At 63.8% G+C, this 24,625-nt stretch carries 26 protein-coding genes; 13 read left to right on the plus strand and 13 right to left on the minus strand.

All coding sequences use genetic code 11. The features are described from left to right. The first annotated feature begins 102 nt into the window (after positions 1-102). A complete protein-coding gene (locus BTHE68_RS18470) occupies positions 103-1,485 on the plus strand; it encodes an MFS transporter (RefSeq protein WP_162068262.1) in 1,383 nt (460 codons plus the stop codon). 53 nt (positions 1,486-1,538) lie between these two features. Here the strand turns inward: BTHE68_RS18470 and BTHE68_RS18475 are convergent, their stop codons facing one another. Further along, positions 1,539-2,174: a TetR/AcrR family transcriptional regulator gene (locus BTHE68_RS18475; protein WP_162067718.1), complete on the minus strand. Its 636-nt coding sequence runs from the start codon at positions 2,172-2,174 to the stop codon at positions 1,539-1,541. 158 nt (positions 2,175-2,332) lie between these two features. Between BTHE68_RS18475 and BTHE68_RS18480 the strand changes: the two genes are divergently transcribed. From BTHE68_RS18480 to folE, 4 genes are all read left to right on the plus strand, one after another. Continuing rightward, on the plus strand, positions 2,333-2,743 hold the full coding sequence (locus BTHE68_RS18480; protein ID WP_061175529.1) for a YybH family protein: 411 nt from the start codon (positions 2,333-2,335) through the stop codon (positions 2,741-2,743). A gap of 14 nt (positions 2,744-2,757) precedes the next feature. After that, a complete protein-coding gene (locus tag BTHE68_RS18485) occupies positions 2,758-3,201 on the plus strand; it encodes a VOC family protein (protein WP_162067719.1) in 444 nt (147 codons plus the stop codon). Positions 3,202-3,267: 66 nt separating this feature from the next. After that, entirely contained in the window at positions 3,268-3,471 is a 204-nt protein-coding gene (locus tag BTHE68_RS18490) for a hypothetical protein (RefSeq protein WP_162067720.1), read from the plus strand. An 82-nt stretch (positions 3,472-3,553) separates the two neighbouring features. Beyond that, positions 3,554-4,204 (plus strand): GTP cyclohydrolase I FolE, encoded by a 651-nt coding sequence (gene folE, locus BTHE68_RS18495; RefSeq protein ID WP_162067721.1) that lies wholly within the window; start codon positions 3,554-3,556, stop codon positions 4,202-4,204. Positions 4,205-4,246: 42 nt separating this feature from the next. On the opposite strand, the gene epsC is transcribed toward folE, so the two are convergent. Then, a complete protein-coding gene (epsC, locus tag BTHE68_RS18500; RefSeq protein ID WP_232077956.1) occupies positions 4,247-5,239 on the minus strand; it encodes a serine O-acetyltransferase EpsC in 993 nt (330 codons plus the stop codon). A 134-nt stretch (positions 5,240-5,373) separates the two neighbouring features. Continuing rightward, the gene (locus BTHE68_RS18505; RefSeq protein ID WP_162067722.1) at positions 5,374-5,607 is read right to left on the minus strand and encodes a hypothetical protein; all 234 of its coding nucleotides are present in this window, start codon (positions 5,605-5,607) and stop codon (positions 5,374-5,376) included. A gap of 279 nt (positions 5,608-5,886) precedes the next feature. Between BTHE68_RS18505 and BTHE68_RS18510 the strand changes: the two genes are divergently transcribed. Further along, complete coding sequence (locus tag BTHE68_RS18510; protein ID WP_225936282.1) at positions 5,887-6,336, plus strand: DUF3005 domain-containing protein; 450 nt, start codon at positions 5,887-5,889, stop codon at positions 6,334-6,336. Positions 6,337-6,397: 61 nt separating this feature from the next. Here BTHE68_RS18510 and BTHE68_RS36645 read toward each other — a convergent pair whose 3' ends face one another. Then, positions 6,398-6,550 carry a hypothetical protein gene (locus BTHE68_RS36645; protein ID WP_174258074.1) on the minus strand — a complete coding sequence of 51 codons (153 nt, stop codon included), beginning with the start codon at positions 6,548-6,550 and terminating at the stop codon, positions 6,398-6,400. Positions 6,551-6,720: 170 nt separating this feature from the next. On the opposite strand from BTHE68_RS36645, the gene BTHE68_RS18515 reads away from it, so the two are divergent. The 3 genes from BTHE68_RS18515 to BTHE68_RS18525 all read left to right on the plus strand — a co-directional run bounded on the left by BTHE68_RS18515 (position 6,721) and on the right by BTHE68_RS18525 (position 8,395). After that, entirely contained in the window at positions 6,721-7,176 is a 456-nt protein-coding gene (locus BTHE68_RS18515) for a hypothetical protein (RefSeq protein ID WP_162067723.1), read from the plus strand. Between the two features lie 107 nt (positions 7,177-7,283). Further along, on the plus strand, positions 7,284-7,886 hold the full coding sequence (locus BTHE68_RS18520; RefSeq protein ID WP_174258096.1) for a short chain dehydrogenase: 603 nt from the start codon (positions 7,284-7,286) through the stop codon (positions 7,884-7,886). 83 nt (positions 7,887-7,969) lie between these two features. After that, a complete protein-coding gene (locus BTHE68_RS18525; RefSeq protein ID WP_162067725.1) occupies positions 7,970-8,395 on the plus strand; it encodes a GNAT family N-acetyltransferase in 426 nt (141 codons plus the stop codon). On the opposite strand, the gene BTHE68_RS18530 is transcribed toward BTHE68_RS18525, so the two are convergent. The 5 genes from BTHE68_RS18530 to BTHE68_RS18550 form a co-directional block, all read right to left on the minus strand. Beyond that, the gene (locus BTHE68_RS18530; RefSeq protein ID WP_162067726.1) at positions 8,392-9,330 is read right to left on the minus strand and encodes an SMP-30/gluconolactonase/LRE family protein; all 939 of its coding nucleotides are present in this window, start codon (positions 9,328-9,330) and stop codon (positions 8,392-8,394) included. The two genes, BTHE68_RS18525 and BTHE68_RS18530, sit on opposite strands and share 4 nt — an antisense overlap. 45 nt (positions 9,331-9,375) lie before the next feature. Next, entirely contained in the window at positions 9,376-10,713 is a 1,338-nt protein-coding gene (locus tag BTHE68_RS18535; protein WP_162067727.1) for a type II toxin-antitoxin system HipA family toxin, read from the minus strand. Then, positions 10,713-10,967, minus strand: coding sequence for a helix-turn-helix domain-containing protein (locus BTHE68_RS18540; RefSeq protein WP_162067728.1), 255 nt, complete (start codon positions 10,965-10,967; stop codon positions 10,713-10,715). Before BTHE68_RS18540 ends, BTHE68_RS18535 begins: the two co-directional genes overlap by 1 nt. Before the next feature lie 116 nt (positions 10,968-11,083). Further along, entirely contained in the window at positions 11,084-12,658 is a 1,575-nt protein-coding gene (locus BTHE68_RS18545) for an aldehyde dehydrogenase (NADP(+)) (RefSeq protein WP_162067729.1), read from the minus strand. Positions 12,659-12,881: 223 nt separating this feature from the next. Further along, positions 12,882-14,411, minus strand: coding sequence for an MFS transporter (locus BTHE68_RS18550; RefSeq protein ID WP_162068265.1), 1,530 nt, complete (start codon positions 14,409-14,411; stop codon positions 12,882-12,884). A gap of 270 nt (positions 14,412-14,681) precedes the next feature. On the opposite strand from BTHE68_RS18550, the gene BTHE68_RS18555 reads away from it, so the two are divergent. The 3 genes from BTHE68_RS18555 to BTHE68_RS18565 all read left to right on the plus strand — a co-directional run bounded on the left by BTHE68_RS18555 (position 14,682) and on the right by BTHE68_RS18565 (position 17,467). Beyond that, positions 14,682-15,155, plus strand: coding sequence for a universal stress protein (locus BTHE68_RS18555; RefSeq protein WP_162067730.1), 474 nt, complete (start codon positions 14,682-14,684; stop codon positions 15,153-15,155). Positions 15,156-15,262: 107 nt separating this feature from the next. Further along, positions 15,263-15,982, plus strand: a complete 720-nt coding sequence (locus BTHE68_RS18560; RefSeq protein ID WP_162067731.1) for a helix-turn-helix domain-containing protein — start codon at positions 15,263-15,265, stop codon at positions 15,980-15,982. Between the two features lie 165 nt (positions 15,983-16,147). Next, on the plus strand, positions 16,148-17,467 hold the full coding sequence (locus BTHE68_RS18565; protein WP_162067732.1) for an SUMF1/EgtB/PvdO family nonheme iron enzyme: 1,320 nt from the start codon (positions 16,148-16,150) through the stop codon (positions 17,465-17,467). Between the two features lie 3 nt (positions 17,468-17,470). Here BTHE68_RS18565 and BTHE68_RS18570 read toward each other — a convergent pair whose 3' ends face one another. Next, positions 17,471-17,806, minus strand: coding sequence for a double zinc ribbon domain-containing protein (locus BTHE68_RS18570; protein WP_174258075.1), 336 nt, complete (start codon positions 17,804-17,806; stop codon positions 17,471-17,473). 17 nt (positions 17,807-17,823) lie between these two features. Further along, positions 17,824-20,070: a heavy metal translocating P-type ATPase gene (locus BTHE68_RS18575; RefSeq protein ID WP_232077957.1), complete on the minus strand. Its 2,247-nt coding sequence runs from the start codon at positions 20,068-20,070 to the stop codon at positions 17,824-17,826. Between the two features lie 85 nt (positions 20,071-20,155). Between BTHE68_RS18575 and cadR the strand changes: the two genes are divergently transcribed. Further along, positions 20,156-20,587 carry a Cd(II)/Pb(II)-responsive transcriptional regulator gene (cadR, locus tag BTHE68_RS18580; RefSeq protein WP_162067734.1) on the plus strand — a complete coding sequence of 144 codons (432 nt, stop codon included), beginning with the start codon at positions 20,156-20,158 and terminating at the stop codon, positions 20,585-20,587. Between the two features lie 66 nt (positions 20,588-20,653). Here cadR and BTHE68_RS18585 read toward each other — a convergent pair whose 3' ends face one another. Further along, on the minus strand, positions 20,654-22,861 hold the full coding sequence (locus BTHE68_RS18585; RefSeq protein WP_162067735.1) for a TonB-dependent receptor: 2,208 nt from the start codon (positions 22,859-22,861) through the stop codon (positions 20,654-20,656). Positions 22,862-23,116: 255 nt separating this feature from the next. Continuing rightward, positions 23,117-24,337: a PepSY-associated TM helix domain-containing protein gene (locus tag BTHE68_RS18590; RefSeq protein WP_162067736.1), complete on the minus strand. Its 1,221-nt coding sequence runs from the start codon at positions 24,335-24,337 to the stop codon at positions 23,117-23,119. Positions 24,338-24,625 lie beyond the last annotated feature (288 nt).

Below are 24,625 nucleotides of genomic sequence, written 5' to 3' on the forward strand. Positions count from 1 at the left end.
AAAGATTGGACGCTGTTGCGGGCCATCCCCACAATTCGAAGCATCAGAAGGCATATCAACAATAAAGCCTTGAAAAATGACATCGGAGACAACAGCGTGAGCCTGCGCCCTACCAGCAACGCCGACGGCATCATCGCTTCCTCGAACGCGGAACCCATCGCCGAGAAGCGCACGAAACATCGCTGGATCGTGATGGGACTGATCTTCTGCATCTGGGCCATCGCGTGCGCGGATCGCGCCAATTTCGGCATTGCGCTGCCGTATCTGAAGAAGGAATATCACATCACCAATACCGAAGCGGGGCTCATCGTGAGCCTGTTTTCCTTCGCGTATGGCTTCGTGCAGATTCCTGTCGGCCTCCTCTATAAACGGCTCAGCGAGAAGACGACGGGCTTGCTGTTCTCCGTCTTCATGATCCTGACTTCGGTGTTCACGGGCTTGATGGGCACGACATCGTCGGTGTTTCTGCTGATGACGTATCGCGTGGGGCTCGGGCTGTCGGAAGGACCGCTCGGCATCGGCTGCACGAACGTGATCAATCGCTGGTTTCCCGCGAAGGAAAAAGGCACCGCAACGGGTCTGTGGATCGCCGCGTCGAAGCTCGGGCCGCTGATCGTGCCTTCGGTGTGCCTCATCGTGATCCACTTGTGGGGATGGCGCGAGATCTTCTATGTGTTCGCGATTCCGGGCATTATCCTCGCGCTCGTCTGGTTGATGTTCGTGACGAATTCGCCCGGCGAGAACCGCTTCTGCTCGCCCGCCGAGCGCCGCTATATCGCCGATGAAGCGACCGTCGACAGCAACGGCGGCAAGTCGCTCTCCCGCGCGCGCATGACGCCGATGCCCCGGCTCGACGCGATCAATCGCACGAAGCGCGTGCCGCAACTGGAGACGATTCGCCAGGTGTTCGGCTCGTGGAACATCTTCGGCATTGCGCTGGGTTATGGCTGCATGATCGGCATCAGCAACATCTTCATCTCGTGGATTCCCACGTATCTCATCACGGTGAAGGGCTTCGCTTCGGTGAAGATGGGCTTTCTCGCGTCAGCGCCTTTCATCGGCGCGGTGACGGGCAACATGCTCGGCGGCATCATCTCGGATCGCCTGCTCGGCGGCCGCCGCAAGCCGATGATGATGCTCGGCGCACTTGGCACGATGATCATGACGTTCCTGCTGATCGACGCACCCGACAGCGTCGCTTACCTTGGCGCGGCGCTGATCATGGCGGGTCTCATGCTGGGTATCGGCTTCGCGGGTTACTCGGCGTATCCGATGGGACTCGCCACCAAGTCGACGTATCCGACGGCGTTCGGCATCGTGAATTCGGTGGGGCAGATCGGCGGCGCATGCGCCCCGCTCGCGGTCGGTTTCCTGCTCGACAGCTATAGCTGGACCGCGGTCTTTCTCTACATGGTCGGAACGGCGACCTTGTGCCTGCTGCTGCTCTTGAGCGTGGTCGAGCCGATAGCGGACCGGTCGAAATAAGCAGACGAATCGCGCCGCTGCGGGCGAACGGGTACCAGCCGAAACTCAACCGCTCAAAGCCCGCTGTCGACCATATCGAGCAGACGCTCGGCAAGCGGTTCGATCTGCGCGCGTGCAAGACCCTGCAACGGCCCCTCGATCACGAGCAACGCGAAGCCGTGCACCGCGCTCCACGCGAGATACTCGGCCTCAGGCCGCCGCTTCGCATCGAGTGCGCCGGCCTCTACCATGTCGTCCAGCGCACGGCTCAGCAACTCGAACGGATCGAGTCCGCTCGGTCCGGCGCCGTAAGACGCGTCGTGTTCGCCCCACTCGCACTGAGGCGCGGCGAACGCCGTGCGAAAGAGCCCGGTTTCCTTTTGTGCAAAGCGCAGGTAGCCCGCGCCGATGGCTCGCAATCCCGCGCGTGCCGCATCGGCGCGGCGGCGCTTTTTCGGGCGCGCGGCCAACTCCTCTTCCATTGCCTGCGCCACCCGCGACAGCGCCGCCGAACGCACCGCCGATAGCAATTCCAGACGGCTTTCGAAGTGACGATAGGCTGCGTTCGGCACGACGCCCGCGCGGCGCGTCGCTTCGCGGAGCACGATCGCATCCGGTCCGCCTTCGCGCGCCAGCTCGATACCCGCATCGATCAGCGCGCGGCGCAGGTCGCCATGTCGGTAGGTGCTGCGCGGCTTGCCATTTGTCATTTTGATTCGTCGGGCTTTCCATATGTGGACACTGTCCATTATCTCTGCTACTTTTTGTGGACGGTGTACACAAACTCAAAAATAATTGTTCATCGGCTTTTGTCGTTGCTTTGTCACGACGCGGCGGCATCGTTTCCAATACGTGCAAGGAGGCAATCATGACCGGACCAGACGATGTCGCGCGCATCCGTGAACTGATCGAAGCGTGGCGGCAGGCGGTGCTCGCGAAAGACGTCGGCGCGCTCGTCAGTCATTACGCGCCGGATGTCGTCGTGTTCGATGTCGTGCCGCCGGCATCGATCAAGGGCGTCGAGCATTATCGCGAGAACTGGCGGCGCTGGTTCGACAGCATGAAAGGCCCGCTCACGTTCGAGATGCGGGAAGTGGAAGTCGCCGCGAGCGGCGATCTGGCTTACGCGCACTCCGTCAATCGCGTCGCCGTGGGCGAGCAGGAGGACATCGTGCGCGCCACCGTGTGCTTCAGGAAGATCGACGGCGACTGGCGTGTCGTGCACGAACACGCATCGGTGCCGCTCATGATGGATATGGACCCCGACGAAAAGTCATAACGCAAGGAGCAGACATGCAAGTGCAACCCTATCTGTTTTTCGAAGGCCGCTGCGAAGAGGCGATCACGTTTTATCGCGAGAATCTGGGCGCGCAAGTCGTCATGATGATGCGCTTCAGCGAAAATCCGGAAGCCGGCAAGGCCGAAACGGCCAGCGGATGCAGCCTGCCGCCGGGATCGGAAAACAAGATCATGCATGCGGCCTTCACCATCGGCGATTCCATGCTGATGGCGTCCGACGGCATGTGCAGCGGCAAGCCGGAGTTCAAGGGCGTATCGCTCTCGCTCACGGCCAGCGACGAACAGCAGGCGGAAAAGTACTTCAATGCGCTTTCGAATGGCGGCCAGGTGCAGATGCCGATGACGCAAACCTTCTTCGCCAAGCGCTTCGGCATGGTCGCCGACAAGTTCGGCGTCTCGTGGATGGTGCTGGGCGGCGTCGAGCACAAGCCCGCGTGAGCGCATCGTCCGGCTGGAACGCCGCTTGCGCACCTTTCATCGCATCAATTCGAAAGGAGACGCACCATGAGCAACTACGCCGGACGTTCTCAGGAAGACCGCATCGCGCAGCGCAAGGGCAAGGCGCAACCTGCGCAGGAACAGCCGGGCGGGTCGATGGCCGAGCCCGGCACGGAGCCCGACAAGGACCATAGCAGCGGCCAGTTGTCGGAGGAAGGCAAGCGGGTCTGGCGAACGGGTTCGGGTATCGATGGAGGCGGAAAGACCTGACATTCATATCGACCATCGGAAACGTGAAACAATAGCGGGATGCAGAACGCATTGATTGCATCTTGACTGACAGGAGTTTTCGATGAGCGCCCCGCGCAAAAACCATCTTTCAGGCTCGGACATGCCTGCTGAACAAGCCGATCGTCCGACCCGCGAGGAAGCCGAAGCCGCCGTGCGCGTTCTCTTGCGCTGGGCCGGCGACGACCCGAGGCGCGAGGGACTGCTCGACACCCCGGGCCGCGTCGTGCGCGCCTACGAGGAGTTTTTCGCGGGCTACGATCAGAATCCGCACGAGATCCTTGCGCGCACGTTTTCCGAAGTGCAGGGTTATGACGAGATGATCGTCCTGAAGGACATTCGTTTCGAAAGCTATTGCGAGCATCACATGGTGCCGATCATCGGCCGCGCGCATGTCGCGTATCTGCCGAACAAACGCGTGGTCGGCATTTCGAAGCTCGCGCGCCTCGTCGATGCATTCGCCAAGCGCCTGCAGATTCAGGAGAAGATGACCGCGCAGATCGCCGATACGCTGAACGAAGTGCTGCAACCGATCGGCGTCGGCGTGATTCTCGAAGCCGCGCATCAATGCATGTCGACGCGCGGCGTGCACAAGGCGGGCGTCGCGATGGTCACGTCGCGCATGCTCGGATCGTTTCGCGACGATCCATCGACGCGGCGCGAGTTTCTATCGATCGTCGGCAACGCGAGCGCATTCAGCGTATCGAATACGTAAAGAACGCGACGACAGAAAGGGCCTCGCGGCCCTTTCGTCATTTCATGCGCCGAATCCGTTGCCTGGCACATCCGGACCGCTGCCCTCGCGGATCTTGCCCTGCGACACGTTGCTGCCTGGCGGCACGCTGTGCGTGAGCCAGACATTGCCGCCGATCACCGAACCCTTGCCGATGGTCACGCGGCCGAGAATGGTCGCGCCCGCATAAATGACGACATCGTCCTCGACGACAGGATGCCGCGCGTTGCCCTTCACGAGCGCGCCATCGCTGGTCGAAGGAAAGCTCTTCGCGCCGAGCGTCACGGCCTGATAGACACGCACATGCTGGCCGATCACCGCCGTCTCGCCGATCACGACGCCCGTGCCGTGATCGATGAAGAAGCTCGGCCCGATCGTCGCGCCCGGGTGAATGTCGATGCCCGTCAGCGAATGCGCGATTTCGTTGATGAAGCGCGCGAGCAACGGCACGCCGAGCTTGTGCAGCGCGTGCGCGAGACGATGATGCGTCATCGCCCAGATGCCGGGATAGCACAGCAGAATCTCGGTGATGTGCTGCGCGGCCGGATCACCGGTGAACGCCGCCTGAATATCGCTCACGAGCAGCGCGCGAATCTGCGGCAACTGCGAGCCGAATTCGCGCGCGACCGCAAAGGCCTGCGCGGCGAGTTCGGCTTCGCTCGTATCGCGATGCTCGGGCAGGAAGCGCAACGCGCGGCGAATCTGCTCGCGCAGCAGGCGCAAGTTGCTTTCGAGCGTCTGGCCGACGTAGTAATCGACGCTTTCGTCGGTCAGATCCGGCGCGCCGTAATGCGTGGGAAACAGCGCGGAACGCAGACCGTTGACGATCCTGACGATCGCATCGCGTGAAGGCAGCTCGCGGATGCCGAGCGGATGCCGCGTGCGATGCAACTCTTCGCGCGACTGACGCAAGTCCGCCACGATGCGGGCAAGGCCCCATTCCTGAGGCGTGTCGCGTGATGTTTCGCGAGAGGATTCGAGCGGCGGTATGGATCCAGGCGTGGGCGTGTTCTGCATGTCGGCGATGAAGCAAGAGAAGCGGCCGCCGCGCCTTGCGCAACGGGTCAAACGTCAAGATTAACCGGTTTTGGCGAAGGCTGCCGCCCGGCGCCTCGCGCGCCCGGGTTCGCGATGTTTCATCCGGACATCGCTCACGCCGTTACGTTACTGGCGTCGATCCAGCGCACGGCCCAGTCGCGCGCGTGCGCGATGGCGGCCTCTGCGTCGCGAAATCGCAGGTCCGACGGAAAGAAGCGGTTCGCGACGAGTTCGCCATCGCTCGATCGCGAGATCACCACATACGGCTGGTAGCTGCCATCTCCGGCCCGGGCGGGCGCGCAGTTCAGAAGGTAGCCTCGATGTGAAAAGGCTGCATCGTGTTGCATGAGTCACCTGTGTGAAAGTGCCCTGCTCGTTCGAATCGCATTGCTCTTCTTCGACGGCAACGTGAAACGCGCCCTCCCGATTGTTCGCGTCCCGCCTTGCGCTTTGCCGCCGACCGGTTCCAAATAATACTTGCAGGAAAACGGCTTGGGGTCGAAAAAAATGGCCGAAATTTTCGCTGTGCGGCGAGGCGCCCTCAGGCAAGGCTCGCGGTTCCGTCGCCAAATATCCGGAATGAGTCTTGCGTAGCGGTGGGTCGGTTCAGATCAACGGAGCACGCGATGAGCAACGCTGAAGCCAACAAGCATGTCGGTCCGCAGGGCCTCTATGAGAAAGCGCCGCGCGGTATCGATGTCGCCAACGATGACGGACCCGACGACACTGTCGATGCCGATATGAAGAACATCCACGCACGACGCGAAGCCGAGATGCGCGCGCGCGAGCCGGACGCCGTCATCAATTCGAACGCAACGCGGGTGAACTACGTGGCGGAGCCGGGCGATGGCCTCGGCGGCTTCGACAGCCGTCCCGGACGCAACGGCGTGTTGCTCGCGCTCGAGCGGGGTTATCGGCTGATCGATCACGGCATGGTCGCGCCGACGGTGCCCGAGATCGAAGACAAGGTGCGCTTCGAGGGACGCGATCCACACGGCCATACCTTGCGCGGGCGCAAGCACTACGCGCTCAATCATATGCGGCCGTCGCGATTGTTCGAGCTGGAACGCGGTTGAATCATCATAAGCAAAGAGCCGCATCGAATATGCGGCTCTCTTGCTTCAACGCGCATTCAGATCACTTCTTTTCGTCTTTCTTATCGTCCGTTTCGATGCGCGTCACGCCGCCGGTCGCGGGCGGATCGCTGGCGGGAAACGTGTCTTCGACGGCCTTGTCGAGATCGTCTTCATCACGCTCCGAGTGAGGATGCTGCTCTTTGACGTTGTTCATCGCGGGCTCCTTTTGGTCGCTGGTTTATCGGCATAAACTGGAAGCAACGCGCGTTCCTCGGAGCAGGCACGGCGTATGCGCAGTGACACCGCCAACGAAGCGCCGCATCGCAACAAAAATCGAGCGCGGCCGACAAAACGCACTGCAAGCGATCAAAGGGGAAAGGCCAGATGACGACGATCCACGCATACGACAATTACCCGCAAGATTCCGGCGAAGCCGCGCAACTGCAACCGGGCGCGCGCCATGTAGTCACCCCCGAACAGCGCTTCACGTCAGCGATTGCCTGCCTCGGCGCGGCCTACGCGCTGTCGTGGGCCGAGTTCGCGCTGACGCTCGCGATCGGCCTTCCCGGCGACGCCTCGAGCCATCCGCTGGCGGCGTCGATCACCTCGCGCGTGCTGGTCGGCCTGCTTTACGTGTGCGTCGCGTCGCGGCTGCAATGGGCGCGCTGGCTCGCCGTCGCGCTCGGGTTCGTGTCCGTCGCGCTCGTCGCGCCGACGCTCGCGCTGCAGTGGCACGCGTTCCCGGCAGGTGCGTTCATCTGCGGCGCGGGACTCGTCTGCAAGTTCGCGGCATCGCTGTATCTGCTTTCGCCGATGCCCGCGCGCGCGGTGTCCGCCTAGTCATTCGAAACCCGCCGTTTGCAATCCTTGAAGCGGGCGCGTCTTTTTCGCGCACGCGCGCGCCCGCGCAATGGCTGACATTCCCTCAACGCAAACTGTGCGAGCCAATCATGAAAATCGCTGTCATCGGCGCCACTGGTACGGTCGGCCGGGCGGTCGCCGCCGAACTGAAATCCCGTCATGAAGTCTTCGAGATCGGCGCGACGCGCGGCGCGCATCGCGTCGATCTGCTCGATCCGAACAGCATCCAGCGGCTTTTCGAAGAAATCGGCCGCGTCGATGCGATCGTTGCGGCAGCCGGCCATGTGCACTTCGGGCCGCTCGTGAAGATGACGCCCGAGCAATTCCGCCGCGGTCTCGACGACAAGCTGATGGGACAGGTCAATCTCGTGCTCACCGCGCGTGATCATCTGAACGACGGCGGCTCGTTCACGCTGACGAGCGGCATTGTCGGCGCGGCGCCGATCCGGGACGGCGCGAGCGCGGCGGCGGTCAACGGCGCGATCGAAGGTTTCGTGCGCGGCGCGGCGATCGAGTTGCCGCGCGGCCTGCGCATCAACGTCGTCAGCCCGACGATGCTGGAGGAAGCGCGCGAAAGCTTCGGCCCGTACTTCCGCGGTTTCGAGGCCGCGAGCGGCGCGCGCGTGGCGCTCGCGTACAGCCGCAGCGTCGAAGGCGCGGAAACCGGCCGCATCTACAACGTGCACTGACACTGACAGACGCAAAGTGTGCATGGAGCACGGCGCGTCGATCGCCTATTCTCGTCGCTTCATGACGCACATGGAGCGACGCGATGCAGTGGACCCGGGACGACTATCGGCTGAGCACCGACATCGATGAATTCGACTTCGATGTCGTGCATCGTTACCTGAGCGAAGTGGCGTACTGGTCGCCCGGCATCGCGCGCGAAAAGGTCGAGCGCGCCGCCCGTCACTCGCTCGCGTTCGGGCTTTTTCGCGGCAACGCGCAGATCGGCTATGCGCGCATGATCACCGATACCGCGACCTTCGCCTATCTCGCCGATGTCTTCGTGCTGCCCGGGCATCAGGGCGCGGGCCTCGGCAAATGGATGATGCAATGCGTGATGGCGCATCCCGATCTGCAGGGATTGCGCCGCATGATGCTCGTCACATCCGACGCGCACGGGCTCTATGCGCGCCACGGCTTCGCCGCGAGCAAACATCCCGAGCGCATCATGGAAAGGATCGCGAAGGCTTAGCCGCCTTTTGCGCCCTGCGTGTTGACATAGAGCGAATACAGCCCGTGGCTCGCCGCCATGAACAGCCGGTGGCGATGCCGCCCTCCGAAGCACACATTCGCGCAGCGCTCCGGCAAATCGATATGTCCGATCGCCTCGCCTTGCGGCGTGAACACGCGCACGCCGTCGAGTTCGGCGTCGCCCATGCCCCAGCCGCACCAGAGGTTGCCGTGAATATCCACGCGAAAGCCGTCGGGCGTACCGGGGCCCGCATCGATCAGAAGACGCGGCTCGCCGAGTCTGCGGCCACCGTCGAGCACGTCGAACGCGTGGATCGTGCGCGGCGTCGCGCGCGATTCCACCACGTACAGCACTGATTCATCCGGCGAGAACGCGAGACCGTTCGGGCCGACGAAAGCGTCGATCATCATCGTGATCGCGCCGCTCTGACCATCCACGCGATACACGCACGGCTTGAGTTGTGCTTCGTGCTTCTCGCCTTCGTAGAAGCCGTCAATGCCGAAGCTCGGATCGGTGAACCAGATCGAGCCATCCGACTTCACGACGACATCGTTCGGCGAATTGAACGGCTTGCCGTCGAAACTATCGGCAATGACAGTGATGGAGCCGTCGTATTCGGTGCGCGTCACGCGCCGCGTGAGATGCTCGCAGGTCACGAGCCGCCCTTCGCGGTCGCGGGTGTTACCGTTCGCATTGTTCGACGGCTTGCGAAACACGCCGACCTGGCCGCTCTCTTCGTCCCAGCGCAGGATGCGGTTGTTCGGAATATCGCTCCACAGCAGATAGCGGCCGTCGCCGAACCAGACCGGCCCTTCGGACCAGCGCGCGCCCTGATAAAGACATTCCACCGATGCCGACGCGATGCGCAACGCGTTGAAACGCGGGTCCAGCACGCGCACGGCGGGATCGGGATAGCGGCGCTCGGTGTTCGTCATGCTTTTTTGTCTCCAAGGGAAAGAGCGGGCGCGTGGGCGTCCTGACTATGCAGGCATCGCTTCGAGGGCGGCAAGCGACTTGCGCATGCCGCTGAAAATACGCTCGGCCACGCGAGGTGGAAAATCGGCCGGTAATTGCGCCGCGACTTCATCGATGACCGCGGGCGTCCGCTCGATGATGCGCCCGATGATCGGTTCGGCGCTTTCTCCGAAGCCGCATCTCAGCGCCATCGCGTTGAAATGCCGCCGTTGGATCTCACGAAACGCGTAGTGCCTTGCCTTGCCGGATATGGCCATCGCGAGCTTGGCCTTGTGCCAGGACCATTGATTCGCGCCATCGCCTTCCACCGGCCAGATCGACATGACGTCGTAGAGCGGCGTGAGGCGGTATTGTCCGCCTCTGAGCAGGTGAATGCTGAAGTTCTTCGCGTGGCCGTCCGGCGCGGCGAACAGCCAGAACAGAATCTGCGCCGTCACCAACGTTTCGATGTCGCGGCGCGCATCGCTCGATTGCTGCAGCACGCGCGCGAGATCGAGCACGCCCGGACCGCCGTCCTGTTCATACTTCTTGTGCGGCGGCAACGCGTTCACCTGGCAGAAATCTTCCTGCGGCAAACGCAAAATCCATTTCCCTGCGGGATGCAAACGCCGGTCGAAGCGCTCGACGACGAGCACGCGCCGCTCACCGAACGTCGCGATGTCCGCGTTCGCGACCGGCAGGCCGAACGTGTGCAGAATGCGCATGCAAAGCCATTCGTTTTCGACGGACGTCGTGAGATCGGCGCGGCGATTGCCGACGAGACCGAGCGGCAGCTTGAGGATGTGCGTCGTCGGTGTCGCGCCGTGCGGCCTGAGCCAGCGGCCATCGTGCCGCAGCAGCGCCGTCTTTTCCTGCGCTCCGGCGAGCGAGATGCGGAAATCGTCGTCATCGTCCGTGCCGAAGGGCGCGCTGCCGGCCACCTGATTCAGCAGGTTTTCGATGTCATGATCGGTGAGCGGCGTGCCTTCGATCGTTTCGACGCCCGTGGGCGATTCGTCTTCCGCGAGCAATTGCACCGCGCCCACGCAGTCGCGCCCGATGGCCTGCAGCAAGTCGAAGGCATCGAGGCTGTCGGTCTGGAACCGCTGCGCGATGCGCCGCCGGATCGCCTCGCTGTCGGGAAGCAGATTGTCGAAGTAATTGAGCACCGCGTCGCCTTTGAGCGGCGCGCCGTCGAGCCGGATCGGCAGCGACAGTGAAAGCGGGCGTACCTCGCCCGAGCGGACCCAGGTGTCGTCGTAGACGAGTTCGGCCTGACCGCGCGCAGGCAGACGCCACGTCGCCACGCGCTGACCGTTGGCCCAGACGGACAATGCCCGCGAATGAGGCCGGCGTCCGGGCATTACCACTCCGCCTCGTTCGCTTCGATCAGGGAATTGTCGGGCCGGTCCTGCACGAGCAACTGAAGACCGTATGCGCCGAACAAAGCGAGCAACTGGTCCAGCGTCAGCGCGCCGGAATCGCGTTCGAGCGTCGATATGCGGCTCTGACTGATGCCCAGCCGCGCCGCCGCTTGCGCTTGCGTCAATCCGGCGCGTTTGCGGCCAGCCGCGAGCACGTGGCCCATCTGACCGATCGTTGCGATAACTTGCTGCATGGCGGGCGTATCTGTTTGGCGAATAAATGCATTTTATTTGTCAAACAGATATTCGTCAAGATATCTCTCTGGCGAATAAAAGACGTTTATTCGCCAGAGAGATAATCAACTCACCCTCAGTTAGGTCCCAGTTGCCCATCCCTCAAACGCCAGAGCGAGAGCGGATTGTCATCCGCGAGAGATTCGGGCAACAGCGCCGCCGGCAAATCCTGATAGCACACCGGTCGCAGGAAGCGTTCGATCGCCATCGCGCCGACGGACGTCGAGCGGCTGTCGGACGTGGCCGGATACGGCCCGCCGTGCACCATCGCGTAGGACACTTCGACGCCGGTCGGGAAACCGTTCGCGAGAATCCGCCCAGCCTTGCGCTCCAGCACCGGAAGAAGCCGCCGCGCCAGCTCGACATCGTCCTTTTCCATCAGCAGCGTCGCGGTAAGCTGACCTTCGAGACGGCGCGCGACCGCGATCAATTCGTCCTCGTCGCGACACACGACCACCACCGAAGTCGGCCCGAAAATCTCCTCCGCCAGTTGCGGCTTCGCGAGAAACTCCTCCGCGCTCACGCGATACAGCGCCGGCAGCGCGCCGCTCGACACCTCGCTCTGCGTGCCGGTCGCGATGCGCCTGGCGGCTCCGTCGCGGTGCTTGACGCCGTCTTCATACGCCGCCGCGATGCCCGCTGTGAGCATCGTCTGCGTGCCCTTCTTTTCGAGCGCGGCTGCGGCGTTGTCGATGAAATCGTCGAGGTCGGAATCCGCGAGACCGATCACGAGACCCGGATTCGTGCAGAACTGGCCGACGCCCAGCGTGACCGAATCGATATATCCCGCCGCGAGCGTATCGCCGCGTGCCGCCAGCGCGCCCGGCAGCGCGAACACCGGATTGACGCTGCTCATCTCGGCAAAAACGGGAATCGGCACCGGCCGCTGCGACGCGATATCGACGAGCGCCAGCCCACCGCGCCGCGAACCTGTGAAGCCGACCGCCTGAATCGCCGGATGCGCGACCAGCGCTTCGCCGATGGCATTGCCCGCGCCGACGACCAGCGAAAACGTGCCCTCCGGCAAGCCGCTGTCCGCGACCGCCTTCTGCACCGCGCGCCCGACCAGTTCGGAGGTGCCCAGATGCCCCGGATGCGATTTCACGACGACCGGACAGCCCGCCGCGAACGCCGACGCGGTATCGCCGCCCGCCACGGAAAACGCGAGCGGAAAGTTGCTCGCGCCGAACACCGCGACCGGGCCGACGGGAATCTTTTGCAGACGCAGATCGGAGCGCGGCAGCGGCTTTCGATCCGGCTGCGCAGAATCGAGCGTGGCGGCGAGCCAGCGGCCCTCGCGCACGAGCGACGCGAACAGGCGCAACTGCCCGACCGTGCGGGCGCGCTCGCCTTCGAGGCGCGCCTTGGGCAGCGCGGATTCGGCCATCGCGCGTTCGATCAGCGTGTCGCCGAGCGCGATGATGTTGTCGGCGATGGCTTCGAGAAACTGCGCGCGCGTTTCGAAAGGCGCGTGGCGATAGTCGTCGAAAGCGGCATCGGCGAGTTCGCACGCGCGCGCGACTTCCGCCGCGCCGCCGCCGCCGAACGCGGGCTCCAGATCGGCGTTGCGGGCAGGGTCGAACGCGCGGAGCGTGGCATCGGTGCCCCGCACGGCCGATGCGCCGATCAGCATGTCTCCGGTGATCTTCATGTCAGCTCCTCATCTCTGTTGGCGATGGGCGGCAGGCCTGTCGCGCGGCCGCCCGCTAAAGCGAGTGACCCGCAGCGCGCGCAAGCGTTCCGCGCGAGACGTGCGAGCCGCCGTCGAGGACGATGAAGCAAGCGCGGTGCGCGGTCGAAGCCGAGTCGATATCCGGTCCGTCCGGCGACGCAGGAACTATAGGCGCGACCAACCACTTATCAAAGGTTGCGCTCTAGGACTTCGGCACCGGCGTCGCGTGCTTTCTGAACGTGATGTGCGCGATGCGCCGCACCAGCAGCGCCGCCACCAGCGCCGCGACGGCCGTCAGCATCACGCCGATGTGGATCGACTGCACGAGTGCATCGCGCGCGGCGTCGAGGAGCGCGGCGGCATCCAGGCCGGCCGAGGTCAGTTCGGCGAGGACGTGCTCGCGCAACGCTTCATCGACGAGAATGCGCGGGTCGGACAGGCGCGGCAGCCATTGCGCCGAGGTCGCCGGGCCGAGCACGCTGACCGTGCGCGCCACGACGCTCGCATAGTGATGCGCGACGATCGTCCCGACGATGCTGGTGCCCAGCATCCCGCCGACCATGCGCGTCGATTGCAGCAGCGCGGTCGTGATGCCGAAGCGCTCGCGCCCCGCGATCTCCTGCCCGAAGACATTCATGTTGTTCAGGACAAAGCCGAGGCCGATGCCGATCGCAGCCATCGGCAATTCGATCCACAGATGCGGCGTCGACTCGCGCGCGAACGCCAGCGCCACCGACGCGATCAGGAGCAGCGTGAAGCCGATCGAGAGAATGTTCACCGGCTTGCGCATATGAATGACGATGCGCGTGTTGATGAAGCTGCCGAGCGCGATGCACGCGGCGATCGGCGTCGCGAGCAGGCCCGCGGCCTGCGGCGACAACCCGAAGCCGCCTTGCAGCAGGAGCGGCGCGAAGAAGATCAGCGAAAACATCACGAAGCCAGCCAGAAACGACAGCGTAAAGAGCGTGTTGAGTTGCGGATCGCGGAAGATGTCGAGCGGGATGATCGGATGCGTCGCGCGCCGTTCGCAAATCAGGAGCGCCACCGCGCACACCGCCACGCCGATGCCCAGCGCGATATTGGCGGTCGTGAGGCCGTCTTTCGGCAACGCCTCGATCAGCGCCTGAAAGCCGCCGAGCACCAGCGCGACGAGCGCGGCGCCGGTCCAGTCGATCTTCACGCTGCCCTCGCGCGGCCGGTGCAGATTCGGCAGATGCGACCAGATGAAGTAAAGCGCCGCCGCGCCGACCGGCAGATTCACGAGGAACGTCGAGCGCCAGCCCCAGTGCTGGCTCATCCATCCGCCGAGCGACGGCCCCGCCGCCGTGCCGATGCCGTAAGCGGCCGCCAGCACGACCTGCCAGCGCACGCGGGTGCGCGGATCGGGAAACAGATCGGGAATCGATGCGAACGCGGTGCCGACCATCATCCCGCCGCCGACGCCCTGCAGGCCGCGCGCGAGCACGAGAAACAGCATGCTGGGCGCGATGCCGCACAGCACCGAGGCGACCGTGAACACGATCACCGCCGCGATCACGAAGCGCTTGCGCCCGAAGTAATCGCCGAGCCGCCCGAACACCGGCACCGTGACGACCGATGCGAGCAGATAGGCGCTCGCGATCCACGCGTAGAACTCGAAGCCGTGCAGTTCCGCGACGATCGACGGCAGCGCGGTGCTGACCACGGTCTGATCCAGCGCAACGAGCATGTTGACGAGACCGATGCCGAGCATCGCGTAGAGAGCGGTTCTGAACGGTAAGGCGGGCGGCGTCTGAGTCACGGTCGGGCAGGCTGGCTGGAGAAGTGCTAAAAAGAGGTCGCGCCGGCGCTTTTAAGCGGGCGCTGATGCCGAAGAACCACGAATTGTACGGCCTGCCTTGCGCTGGATCGACTTATCGCAAAAAAGCGGCGTCGAGGTGGAACACGCGCGCTCTATGATGCGAAGTCATGAGGCGCTGCGCGCGCCGTACGCCGATCGACCGTTTCAGGGGAAACTACCGTCATGTTCAAACGCATTCTCGTCGCCATCGACGGCAGCCGGACTTCCGAGCGTGCCTTCAGCGCCGCGCTCGATCTCGCCGTCACGCATCAGGCGGTCGTGCAGCCGTATTACGTCGTCGAAGGCAGCCCGATGTATCTCGACGTGCCCGGCTACGATCCCTCCTCGCTGCACGCGAGCCTAATGGAACAGGGCGCGTCGCTCGCGCGCGAGGCCGCCGATCAGATGAAGGCGCGCGGCGTGAGCGGCGAAGTCGTGACGATCGAAGCGACCGCGAGCGACGATGTCGCGACGCTCATCATCAAGGCCGCCGACGCGTTCAACGCCGATCTGCTGATCATGGGCACACACGGCCGCAAGGGCTTTCAGCGGCTGATTCTCGGCAGCGTGGCCGAACGGTGTCTGCGTCAGGCAACGTTGCCGGTATTGCTGATTCCATCGGCGGCGGGCGAGCCTCGCGAAAAGGCAACTCCATAAGGTAAAAAAGTTTGATCGATGCCCCGCCCGCGTCAATTTTTCACGCGGGCGGGCCGATGGCCTATGGGACAATCGTTTTGTCATTCATCAACAAAACGAGCCCAAAAATGACCGCCCTGTCCGATAGTTCCCGCGCGCGGCGCAATTCGGCGCACTGCTCGACCTGTGCGATGCGGCATCTCTGCATGCCCGAAGGCCTGTGCGCCAACGACATCGCGAAACTGGAGGACATCATCTCCGTGACGCGCAAGGTCAAGCGCGGCGACGCGCTGTTTCGCGCCGGCGACCGCTTCGATGCGCTGTTCGCGGTGCGCTCCGGGTCGATCAAGACAGTCATCACGCATGACGGCGGCCGCGAGCAGGTCACCGGTCTGCTGCTGGCGGGCGATGCGCTCGGCTTCGAAGGCATCGAGGAAGGCGAGCATATGTGCGACGCCATCGCGCTGGAAGACAGCTCGGTCTGCGTCGTTCCGTATTCGCTGTTCGAGCGCATGTGCCGCGAGACCGACGCATTGCAAAAGCGTCTGCATCGCATGATGAGCCACGCGGTGAATCGCGAGGCGAGCCACGTCGTCAGGCTCGGCATGCTGCGCGCGGACGAACGGGTCGCGCGGCTGCTGCTCGATCTCTCGTCGCGGCTCGCGAAGCGCGGTTACGCGTCCTCGGAATTCACGCTGCGCATGACGCGCGACGACATGGGCAGCTATCTCGGCATGACGCTCGAAACCGTGAGCCGCACGCTGTCGCGTTTCGACAAGGCGGGCTTCATCGAAACGCAGGGCAAGTTCATCCGCATTCGCGACTTCGACGCCCTGCGCGCCGTCTGACGGAACGTCGCTCGCGATTATTGCGCCTACACGAATAATCGCCACCCATATTTCAGTTGGCACGCGGTTCGCTACGGTTTAGTCTCTTTTGTTCGGCCAAACGGGCGCTGCGGCGTTCGCTTCGGCCGATGCAAAGCTACTGGCCAGCCACGGAGATTGGGCGACATGAACCGCGAACCTTCCCTGCGTCATCCTCTGCTCGAGCGCCTCGCCGAAGCGCGCCGCGTCACCGACGAGATTTTCGACGTAGTCAAGCCCGAGCACCTTTACGACAGGCCGATCGCCGAGCGGCATCGCATCGTCTTTTATATCGGGCATCTCGAAGCCTTCGATCGCAATCTCTTCGATCAGCGTCTGTTCGACCTGCCGAGCCCGAATCCCGCCTACGACCAGCTTTTCGCCTTCGGCATCGATCCGGTGGATGGCGGCCTGCCAACCGATCAGCCGGCCGACTGGCCATCGCTCGATGAAGTGCGCGCGTATCGGCAAACGGTCCGCGCGCTCATCGATGCGTGCTTCAATCCGAACGAGATCGCCGCCAATCCGCTATCCGCCGACGAATCCCCCACGCAATTGCTTGAAGTCGCGATCGAGCACAGGCTGATGCACGCCGAAACGCTCGCGTACATGCTGCATCAACTGCCGGTCGATAGAAAAATTGCACCAGCGAACGCGCGTTCTGAGCGCACGTCCGATCGCGAACTGAAACATGAAACCGTGCGCGTGCCGGCGGGCAGCGCGACGCTCGGCCTGACGCGCGAAAGTGGCCGGTTCGGCTGGGACAACGAGTTCGGCGAGGAACGCGTCGACGTTCCCGCGTTCGAAATCGACCGCTATATGGTCACGAACGGCGAGTTTCTGCGCTTCATCGATGCAGGCGGCTACTGGAACCGCGATTATTGGGACGAAGCCGACTGGGCGTGGAAGGAAGACGAGCGCATCGCGCATCCCGCCTTCTGGATTCCCGGCGACGGCGACGACGCGCTGGACGCGTGGAAACTGCGCACGATGTTCGACGAGATCGCGCTGCCGCCCGACTGGCCCGCGTACGTGAGTTACGCCGAAGCGAAGGCGTACGCGCGCTGGGCGGGCAAGTCATTGCCGACCGAAGCACAATGGCAGCGCGCGGCGTCGGGCGCGCCGGGAGTCGCGGAAGGCAACTTCGATTTCCGCCGATGGGACCCGTCGCCGGTGCAGGCGTATCCGGAGAATCGCAGCGAGTTCGGCGTCGAAGGCCAGTTCGGCAATGGCTGGGAATGGACGTCGACGGAATTCGGCCCGTTGCGGGGCTTCGAGCCGTTTCCGTTCTATCTCGGTTATTCGGCGAATTTCTTCGACGGCAAACACTTCGTCATCAAGGGCGGCTCGCCGCGCACGGCGGCCTGCATGTTGCGGCCGAGTTTCCGAAACTGGTTTCAGGGGCATTATCAATACGTGTATGCCGGATTCCGGTGCGTGAAGAATCCGGCCGATACACCTAGCTGACCGTCACGGGTTCGCTGGCGCGCCGCACTGGCTGCAGAATTTCGCGCCCGGGGCCAGCGCCTGCTTGCATGTCGAGCAGGCTTGCGGCGCAAGTGAAGTCGCGCACTGGTCGCAAAAGCGCGAACCGGCGGCATTGGCTGCGCCGCACTTCGGGCAGTTGACGCCTGGCGGCGCTGGCGTCGCGTTCGGTACTCTGCCCCACCCTTCGTTCGACTGGCGAGTCCGGTCATCGCCGTATCCGCCGTGGGATCCTCCATGCGATCCGCCATGCCCGCGATCATGCCCGCCACGGTTCTGGCCACCGTGGTGGCCCCCAAACATGCGTTCAAGCCAGCTCATGATTTCTCCAGTTATCCTTACTTCCGAAGCAAGCGCAATCCGTTACCCACGACCAGCAGGCTCGCGCCGACATCGGCGAAGACAGCCATCCACATCGTGCCGAGTCCGGAGAGCGTCAACACGAGGAAGACAGCCTTGATCCCGAGCGCCAGCGAGATGTTCTGCACGAGGATCCCGTGCGTGGCGCGAGAAAGGCGAATGAACGACGGAATCTTGCGCAGGTCGTCGTCCATCAAGGCAACGTCCGCCGTCTCGATGGCCGTGTCCGTGCCCATCGCGCCCATCGCGAAACCGATGTGGGCTTGCGCGAGCGCCGGGGCATCGTTGATGCCGTCGCCGACCATGCCCACCATCGAGCCGCCTTTCGAGAGCGCTTTCACGATGCGCAGCTTGTCCTCGGGCAACTGATTGCCTTCGGCGCGGTCGATGCCGACCTGATCTGCGATCGCCTTGGCGGTGTGCGGATTGTCGCCGGTGAGCATCGCCGTTCGCACGCCGAGCGCATGCAGCTCGGAAATGGCGTCCTTGCTGCTGTCCTTCACCGTATCGGCAACCGCGAACAGTCCAAGCACGCGCTCGTCGTCGATCAACATCACCACCGTCCTGCCCGCGCGCTCGAGCGCATCGAGCCGGGCTTCGAGTTCCGTCGAGCAGCGCGCGAGTTCCTCGACGAGACGATGATTGCCAAGCGAATAACGCCGTCCGCAAACGACGCCCGCGACGCCACGCCCCGGAAGCGCTTCGAAGGCATCGACAGGCACGCGCGCAATGCCATCCGCATCGCCCTTCTGCGCGATCGCCATCGATACGGGATGATCCGATCGCCCCGCGAGGCTGGCGGCGACGGAACGAACCCAGGCGCTATCGACCTCGGTCGCACGAAGTTCGAATTCCGTCTGGACCGGCTTTCCGTGCGTGACGGTGCCGGTCTTGTCGAGCGCCAGCCACGCGAGCTTGCGACCCTGTTCGAGATACGTGCCCCCTTTGACCAGAATCCCCCGGCGCGCCGCAGCGGCCAGCCCGCTCACGATCGTGACCGGCGTGGAAATCACCAGCGCGCACGGACAGGCGATCACCAGCAGCACGAGCGCCTTGTAGATCCAGTCGAACCACGCGCCCGCGAAAAACAGCGGCGGAATCACGGCGACCCCGAGTGCGATCAGGAACACGATCGGCGTGTAGACGCGCGCGAATTGATCGACGAAACGCTGCGTCGGTGCTTTGGCGCCTTGCGCTTCCTCGACCGCGTGAATGATCCGGGCGAGCGTCGTATTGCTCGCCGCAGCCGTCACGCGGTACTCGAACGACCCCGCCTCGTTGATGGTGCCGGCGAACACGAGATCGCCCTGCGCCTTGTCGACCGGCAAGCTCTCGCCTGTGATCGGTGCCTGATTCACCGTCGAACGGCCACTCACGATCTCGCCATCGAGCCCGATCCGCTCGCCCGGCTTGACTCGAACGACGGCGCCGGGCGTGACTGTCGCGGCCTCGACTTCGAGCCACGAACCGTCAGGCTGTCTGATCGTCGCCTTCTCGGGTGCGAGACGCATGAGTCCCTGAATGGCATTGCGCGCGCGATCCAGCGATTTCGCCTCGATGAGCTCGGCGATCGTGAACAGGACCATCACCATCGCGGCCTCTGGCCACTGCCCGAGCACCAGTGCGCCCGTCACGGCAATGCTCATCAGCGCATTGATGTTGAGATTGCGGTTGCGAATCGCGATCCAGCCCTTCCTGTACGTTCCCAAACCGGAGCAGGCGACCGCGACGAGCGCAAGCGCCGCCACAGCCCAGACGGGCGCGCCGGCCCAGCTCGCGGCTTCGGAGCCGGCAGCGGCGACGCCCGCCACTGCGAGCGGCCACCACGACTTCGGTGTTGCCGGCGCGACCGGAGCGTTAGCTGATGCGCGATCGTTGCTGGCAAGTTCGGGCGTGAATCCGAGCGTGCCGAGCGCCTTGACGATCGCGTCGAGGCTGTCCGGCTTGTGGACGACCGTCAGGACTCGCTGCATCAAATTGAACTGAAGCTCCGACACCTGCGGCATGGCGCCGAGCTTTTTGCGGATGAGCGTTTCTTCTGTCGGACAGTCCATCTGCAGAATACGCATCTGAGTACGGATCGAATCGCCGGTTGCAACGGACCGGCCAAGCGTCGGTAAGGATGCCGGAGCAGCGCCGCAGCACGAACCTTCCGCTGCGTGCGCGTGTTTGTGATCGTGTGCATGCGGCGTTCTCGTCGCCGTTTCTTCATGTCCGGGTGCCATGCTATTGTCCTTTGTCTGCTGTATGCTCCCAGTACACACCTTGAAGCTGCTTCAAGGTCAAGAACTTTTGCAGTGAGATGCCGCGATGAAAATTGGCGAACTCGCGAAACTTGCGAAATGCACGACCGAGACAATCCGGTTCTATGAGAGAGAGGCATTGCTTCCGCCACCGGATCGAACTGCCGCGAATTACCGCAGCTACAATTCCGGGCACGTCGATCGCCTGCGTTTCATTCGGAACTGTCGAGCGCTGGACATGACGCACGATGAAGTGCGGGCGCTGCTCGCGGCCTCCGATGGGCCGGGCGGCACATGCGAGAGCGTCAACGCGCTCGTCGACGCGCACATCGCGCACGTGGACGCGCGCATCGCTGAACTGACGCAGCTGCGCGAACAACTCACGACGCTCAGGAATCGCTGCGGCGAGGAAGCACCGCTCGAGCAGTGCGGCATCGTCGAGGGTCTGACATCGATGGAGACCGTCGCGCCGAGGGCGCGCACGACTCACCTGGGTTGATGCGAAATGAAAACGCCGCGCGTTCTCACGAACGCGCGGCGTTTTTCATCGCTTCGAAGAGACCGATCAGAAATCCGTCGTCATCGACAGCAGCACCGTGCGCGGCGCGCCCTGCGTCAGATAGCCACCGATCGTCGACGACCAGTAGGACTTGTTCGCCACGTTCAGCACGCTCGCGCGGAACGTCGTCGGCTTGCCGAACAGCACGGTCGCATAACGCGCGCCGAGATCGAAGCGATCCCATGCGGGAATCGACAGCGTGTTCGTCACGTTCAGATACTGCGAGCCCGTGCGGATCCAGCGCGCCGTCAGCGTGAGGCCGTTGAGCACCGGCACGTCGTATTCCGCGTTGACGTTGAACATCATCGTCGGCACGCCGATCGGCTTGTTGCCGTCCGTCGAGCCCGTGCCCGTGTCGTACTGCGTCGCGTGGATGTACGTCGCGCCCGCGATCAGGCGCACGCCGTGCACCGGCTCGCCGTAGATCGACGCTTCCAGCCCGCGATTACGCTGCGTGCCGTCAGCCACGAAAAAGTTCGAACTATTGACGAAAGTCAGCGGCTTCTCGATCTGGAACGCCGCGAACGACGCGCCGTACTGGCCGTTGTCATACTTCGCGCCGACTTCCCATTGCTTCGACTTCGCAGGCGGCAACTGCTCGCCGAAGTTCGCCGCGGTGTTGGGCGCCGAATCGCCGATCGTCAGCGCTTCGCTGTGATTCGCGAAGAGCGCGACGTTCTGCATCGGCTTGACGACGAGACCGAAAACCGGCGTCGTGATCGAATCGTTGTAGGCCTGCGTCTGGACGCCGGCGTAGCTGTAACCGTTGGTCAGCAGTTCCTGGTGGCGCGCGCCGATGGTGAACAGCACGCGATCGTTCAGGAAGCCGAGCGTGTCGGAGATCGACACGCTGCGCATCAGATTGAGCGTCACCGTCTGCGGATCGGAAAGATTGCCGCCCGTCAGGATAGTCGCCGGATACGGCACTTGCGGCGTGTCGTAGATGCTGGTCGGGAACGAGCTGCTGAACGTGAACGCCGACTTCGAATCGACACGCACGATCGACGCGCCCGCCGTCACGAAGTGCGACACCGGCCCGGTGTTGAAGTGGCCGCGCACGCCTGCTTCGGCGGAAGTGCCGTCTTCCTTGTGCGGCACGCCGAGGCGCGTCGCGGTGGTCGTGCCGTTGGCCTGGATGCTCGGCGACGAATACTCGCCGTGCTCGTCGGTGTGGCGCGCGCCGCCCGCGATGTAGGCCGTCCAGCCTGGCAGGAAATCGTACTCGGCGCGCAGGATGCCGACGGTATCCTCGATCGAGCTGAAGCTCCAGGTCTGACCGTAGTTGTACGTCGCCGAAGGCGGCTCCGGAATGAAGTTCGCGAAGTCGTTGACGGTCGGGCGGCCGCCGTTGATGCGCTGGCGCTGATACAGGAAGTCGGCGTAGAGACGCAGCTTGTCGCCGCGCCAGTCGAGCGAGACGGCCGTGGTGTTGTCGCGGCGATGTTCGCCGTCGACGCTCGATTCGCCGTCGTGATTCGCCTGATTCACGCGGATGCCGAACTGCCCTTCGCTGCCGAAGCGCCGGCCGATATCGATATGCGCGCCGATCTCGCCCGATGCCGAGCCTTCGAGCGTCACGCGCGTGAGCGGCTTGTCGTCGGCGCGCTTGAGTTGCAGGTTCAGGCCGCCGCCCACCGCCGAGCCGTTCGGCGACGCGCCGTTCAGAAACGCATTCGCGCCCTTGAACAGATCGACACGCTCGAGCGCATCGGTCGCGACGAGCTGGCGCGGCGTGATGCCGTACAGGCCGTTGAGCGAAACATCGTCGCCCTGCAACTGGAAGCCGCGGATGACGTAGGTTTCCGCGAAATTGCCGAACGCGTACGCAGTCCGAACGGACGGATCGTTCGCGAGCACATCGGCGAGGGTGCGCGCCTGCTGGTCTTCGATCAGCTTCGACGTATAGGTCGTCATGCTGAACGGCACGTCGATCATCTTCTGCTGGCCGAGCACGCCGAAATCGGCGCCGCGCGCGACCTGGCCACCCGCGAAGGTCGGCGCGAGGTCGCCGGGCAAGGCTTCCTTCGACGCCTGAACCTTGACGGCCGGCAACGCGCTGTCCTGCGGCGCGGCGGTGCTGGCGTTGCCGGAATCGGTCGATTGCGCGTGGGCGGACAGGGAGAAAGCCATCGCGACGGCAACGGCGATGACGGCGCGATGAGACAGCGCCTGCGCAGGCGCGGCCTGCGAGCGGGACGAACGGGAAGCGGACATGAATACGCAAACTACGATGGTGGTCGGTCTTCCGTCCCGGGGCGTGATTGGAATCCGGGCGGCATTGTTCTGAGTCGCAAGACCGGTCGCGGCTGGCGCGGGACGGGTGAGACTGAGTTATGCGCGGATTATAAGTTAAATAAGAGTCGTTATCATTCAAGAAGCGAAGAATTTGCGCGAACGCAACATCCCACCCGCGCGGGGCGTTCTCATCGAGCTTTGTGCGAGGTTAGTTGACCCGATTCGACGGTATCGTCAGGGCGCTACAGAGCCGCGCGCGGTGCGTGCGTTCGCTGCGGCGGCGGAATGACGTCGCGCCACGCGTTTTCTGAACCAGATGATGAGGCCGGTCGCGCTCAGCATTGCAACCGCGATGCCCACCGCGCTCACCAGAATGCGCCCGCCCAGTCCGACGATGCGCCCGGAATGCAGCGGAAACTGCGCCTGCATGAAGATGTCGCCGGCCGAGCCGCGGCCCGGAATCGACGATCCCGCGAGCGCGCCGGTCTGGCCGTTGTAGTAGAGCCAGGCGTTGCCGAGACCCATGTCGCCGTGGTCGCGGCCGGGCGCGAAGAAACCGACGCCGTACGCCTTGAACATCGGCGCGAAATAGAGCGCGCCCATCGGCTCGGTCAGGTTTTCGCGTTTCGCATCGCGCGCAGCCATCTCCAGAATCTGCTCGCGCGTGGCGAGCGGCTTGCCCGGCGGCCCAGCGCGCACGAGTTCGGCGTTGTCGAGGAACGAAGGCGAGAGTTTCGAGAAGATCGACACGACCGGGCGCATCACGGGCTCGGCGAGATTCATCGAGATCGACGTGAGCGCCATCACGAGCAGCAAGCCCCAGATCCAGACGCCGCCCGAGCGATGCAAATCGAACGTGAGCGCGTAGCCACCGCGCTTCACGCGAAACGCGAATGACTTGCGCCACGCCTTCACGCTCGGGAACGACAGAATCAGCGCGATGCCGCTATCGAAAAACCACAGCATGCCGACGATGCCGATCAGCCACGTGCCGATATCGAAACCGCCGACGATCGGCAAATGCAGCGTGTAGTGCAGCTTGTAGAGAAACGGCATCAGATCGATGCGCGCGAGCGACAGCGCGCCCCACATGCGCTGCGCCTGGACCTGCCCCGTCGCGGGATCGACGGCGATCTGGTTGTACGCGACGTCGTACGGCGCGTTGGTCGCCGGGTTGGTGCGCGGCATCACCATCATCTGCGCGGTATGTCCCGGCTCGAAACCGAGCGGCATATACGTCACTTCGACGCGCGGATCGGCCGCCTCGACGCGTCGCGCGAGTTCGAGCGGCGGCAGCGCGGGGCCGTCGGTGCGCGCGTGGAAGAAGGCCGGATTGAGGATCTCGTCGATTTCGTGATCCCACGCGATGATCGCGCCGGTGAGACCCGAGACGAACAGAAAGAGCGCGGTCGCGACGCCGAGCCAGCGATGCAGGCGAACCAGAACCGGTCTCATGCCCGCGAACCCTCGGAGCGATTGTCGTGCGCGACGGCGATCATCTTTCTGATGCGATGTAAATAGGAATTGTTCGCATTCTATCGATGTTCACCGGGACGCACAAGGTTTTCGTAAGCTGCTTACGCTGTTGAATGCCGTTTCGGATTGAACGCAACGCAGGAGGCGCCGAGTCGAGCCATCGCGCGCCGACATACTTTGAAATAACTCCCGCGAGACGCCCGCCCCTTATGCCACAAGGCTTTGCGGGCGGGCCGTGACATTTCATGAAATAGTTTGTGCGTGGTT

The organism is Burkholderia sp. THE68, from assembly GCF_009938265.1.
GTDB lineage: Bacteria > Pseudomonadota > Gammaproteobacteria > Burkholderiales > Burkholderiaceae > Caballeronia.

Excerpts from the sequence above, each read along its gene's own strand:
- BTHE68_RS18475 (WP_162067718.1), bottom strand. The coding sequence starts at position 2,174 with ATGACAAATGGCAAGCCGCGCAGCACCTACCGACATGGCGACCTGCGC.
- BTHE68_RS18480 (WP_061175529.1), top strand. The coding sequence starts at position 2,333 with ATGACCGGACCAGACGATGTCGCGCGCATCCGTGAACTGATCGAAGCG.
- BTHE68_RS18485 (WP_162067719.1), top strand. The coding sequence starts at position 2,758 with ATGCAAGTGCAACCCTATCTGTTTTTCGAAGGCCGCTGCGAAGAGGCG.
- BTHE68_RS18490 (WP_162067720.1), top strand. The coding sequence starts at position 3,268 with ATGAGCAACTACGCCGGACGTTCTCAGGAAGACCGCATCGCGCAGCGC.
- folE (WP_162067721.1), top strand. The coding sequence starts at position 3,554 with ATGAGCGCCCCGCGCAAAAACCATCTTTCAGGCTCGGACATGCCTGCT.
- epsC (WP_232077956.1), bottom strand. The coding sequence starts at position 5,239 with ATGCAGAACACGCCCACGCCTGGATCCATACCGCCGCTCGAATCCTCT.
- BTHE68_RS18505 (WP_162067722.1), bottom strand. The coding sequence starts at position 5,607 with ATGCAACACGATGCAGCCTTTTCACATCGAGGCTACCTTCTGAACTGC.
- BTHE68_RS18510 (WP_225936282.1), top strand. The coding sequence starts at position 5,887 with ATGAGCAACGCTGAAGCCAACAAGCATGTCGGTCCGCAGGGCCTCTAT.
- BTHE68_RS36645 (WP_174258074.1), bottom strand. The coding sequence starts at position 6,550 with ATGAACAACGTCAAAGAGCAGCATCCTCACTCGGAGCGTGATGAAGAC.
- BTHE68_RS18515 (WP_162067723.1), top strand. The coding sequence starts at position 6,721 with ATGACGACGATCCACGCATACGACAATTACCCGCAAGATTCCGGCGAA.
- BTHE68_RS18525 (WP_162067725.1), top strand. The coding sequence starts at position 7,970 with ATGCAGTGGACCCGGGACGACTATCGGCTGAGCACCGACATCGATGAA.
- BTHE68_RS18530 (WP_162067726.1), bottom strand. The coding sequence starts at position 9,330 with ATGACGAACACCGAGCGCCGCTATCCCGATCCCGCCGTGCGCGTGCTG.
- BTHE68_RS18535 (WP_162067727.1), bottom strand. The coding sequence starts at position 10,713 with ATGCCCGGACGCCGGCCTCATTCGCGGGCATTGTCCGTCTGGGCCAAC.
- BTHE68_RS18540 (WP_162067728.1), bottom strand. The coding sequence starts at position 10,967 with ATGCAGCAAGTTATCGCAACGATCGGTCAGATGGGCCACGTGCTCGCG.
- BTHE68_RS18545 (WP_162067729.1), bottom strand. The coding sequence starts at position 12,658 with ATGAAGATCACCGGAGACATGCTGATCGGCGCATCGGCCGTGCGGGGC.
- BTHE68_RS18550 (WP_162068265.1), bottom strand. The coding sequence starts at position 14,411 with ATGCTCGGCATCGGTCTCGTCAACATGCTCGTTGCGCTGGATCAGACC.
- BTHE68_RS18555 (WP_162067730.1), top strand. The coding sequence starts at position 14,682 with ATGTTCAAACGCATTCTCGTCGCCATCGACGGCAGCCGGACTTCCGAG.
- BTHE68_RS18560 (WP_162067731.1), top strand. The coding sequence starts at position 15,263 with ATGACCGCCCTGTCCGATAGTTCCCGCGCGCGGCGCAATTCGGCGCAC.
- BTHE68_RS18565 (WP_162067732.1), top strand. The coding sequence starts at position 16,148 with ATGAACCGCGAACCTTCCCTGCGTCATCCTCTGCTCGAGCGCCTCGCC.
- BTHE68_RS18570 (WP_174258075.1), bottom strand. The coding sequence starts at position 17,806 with ATGAGCTGGCTTGAACGCATGTTTGGGGGCCACCACGGTGGCCAGAAC.
- BTHE68_RS18575 (WP_232077957.1), bottom strand. The coding sequence starts at position 20,070 with ATGGCACCCGGACATGAAGAAACGGCGACGAGAACGCCGCATGCACAC.
- cadR (WP_162067734.1), top strand. The coding sequence starts at position 20,156 with ATGAAAATTGGCGAACTCGCGAAACTTGCGAAATGCACGACCGAGACA.
- BTHE68_RS18585 (WP_162067735.1), bottom strand. The coding sequence starts at position 22,861 with ATGTCCGCTTCCCGTTCGTCCCGCTCGCAGGCCGCGCCTGCGCAGGCG.
- BTHE68_RS18590 (WP_162067736.1), bottom strand. The coding sequence starts at position 24,337 with ATGAGACCGGTTCTGGTTCGCCTGCATCGCTGGCTCGGCGTCGCGACC.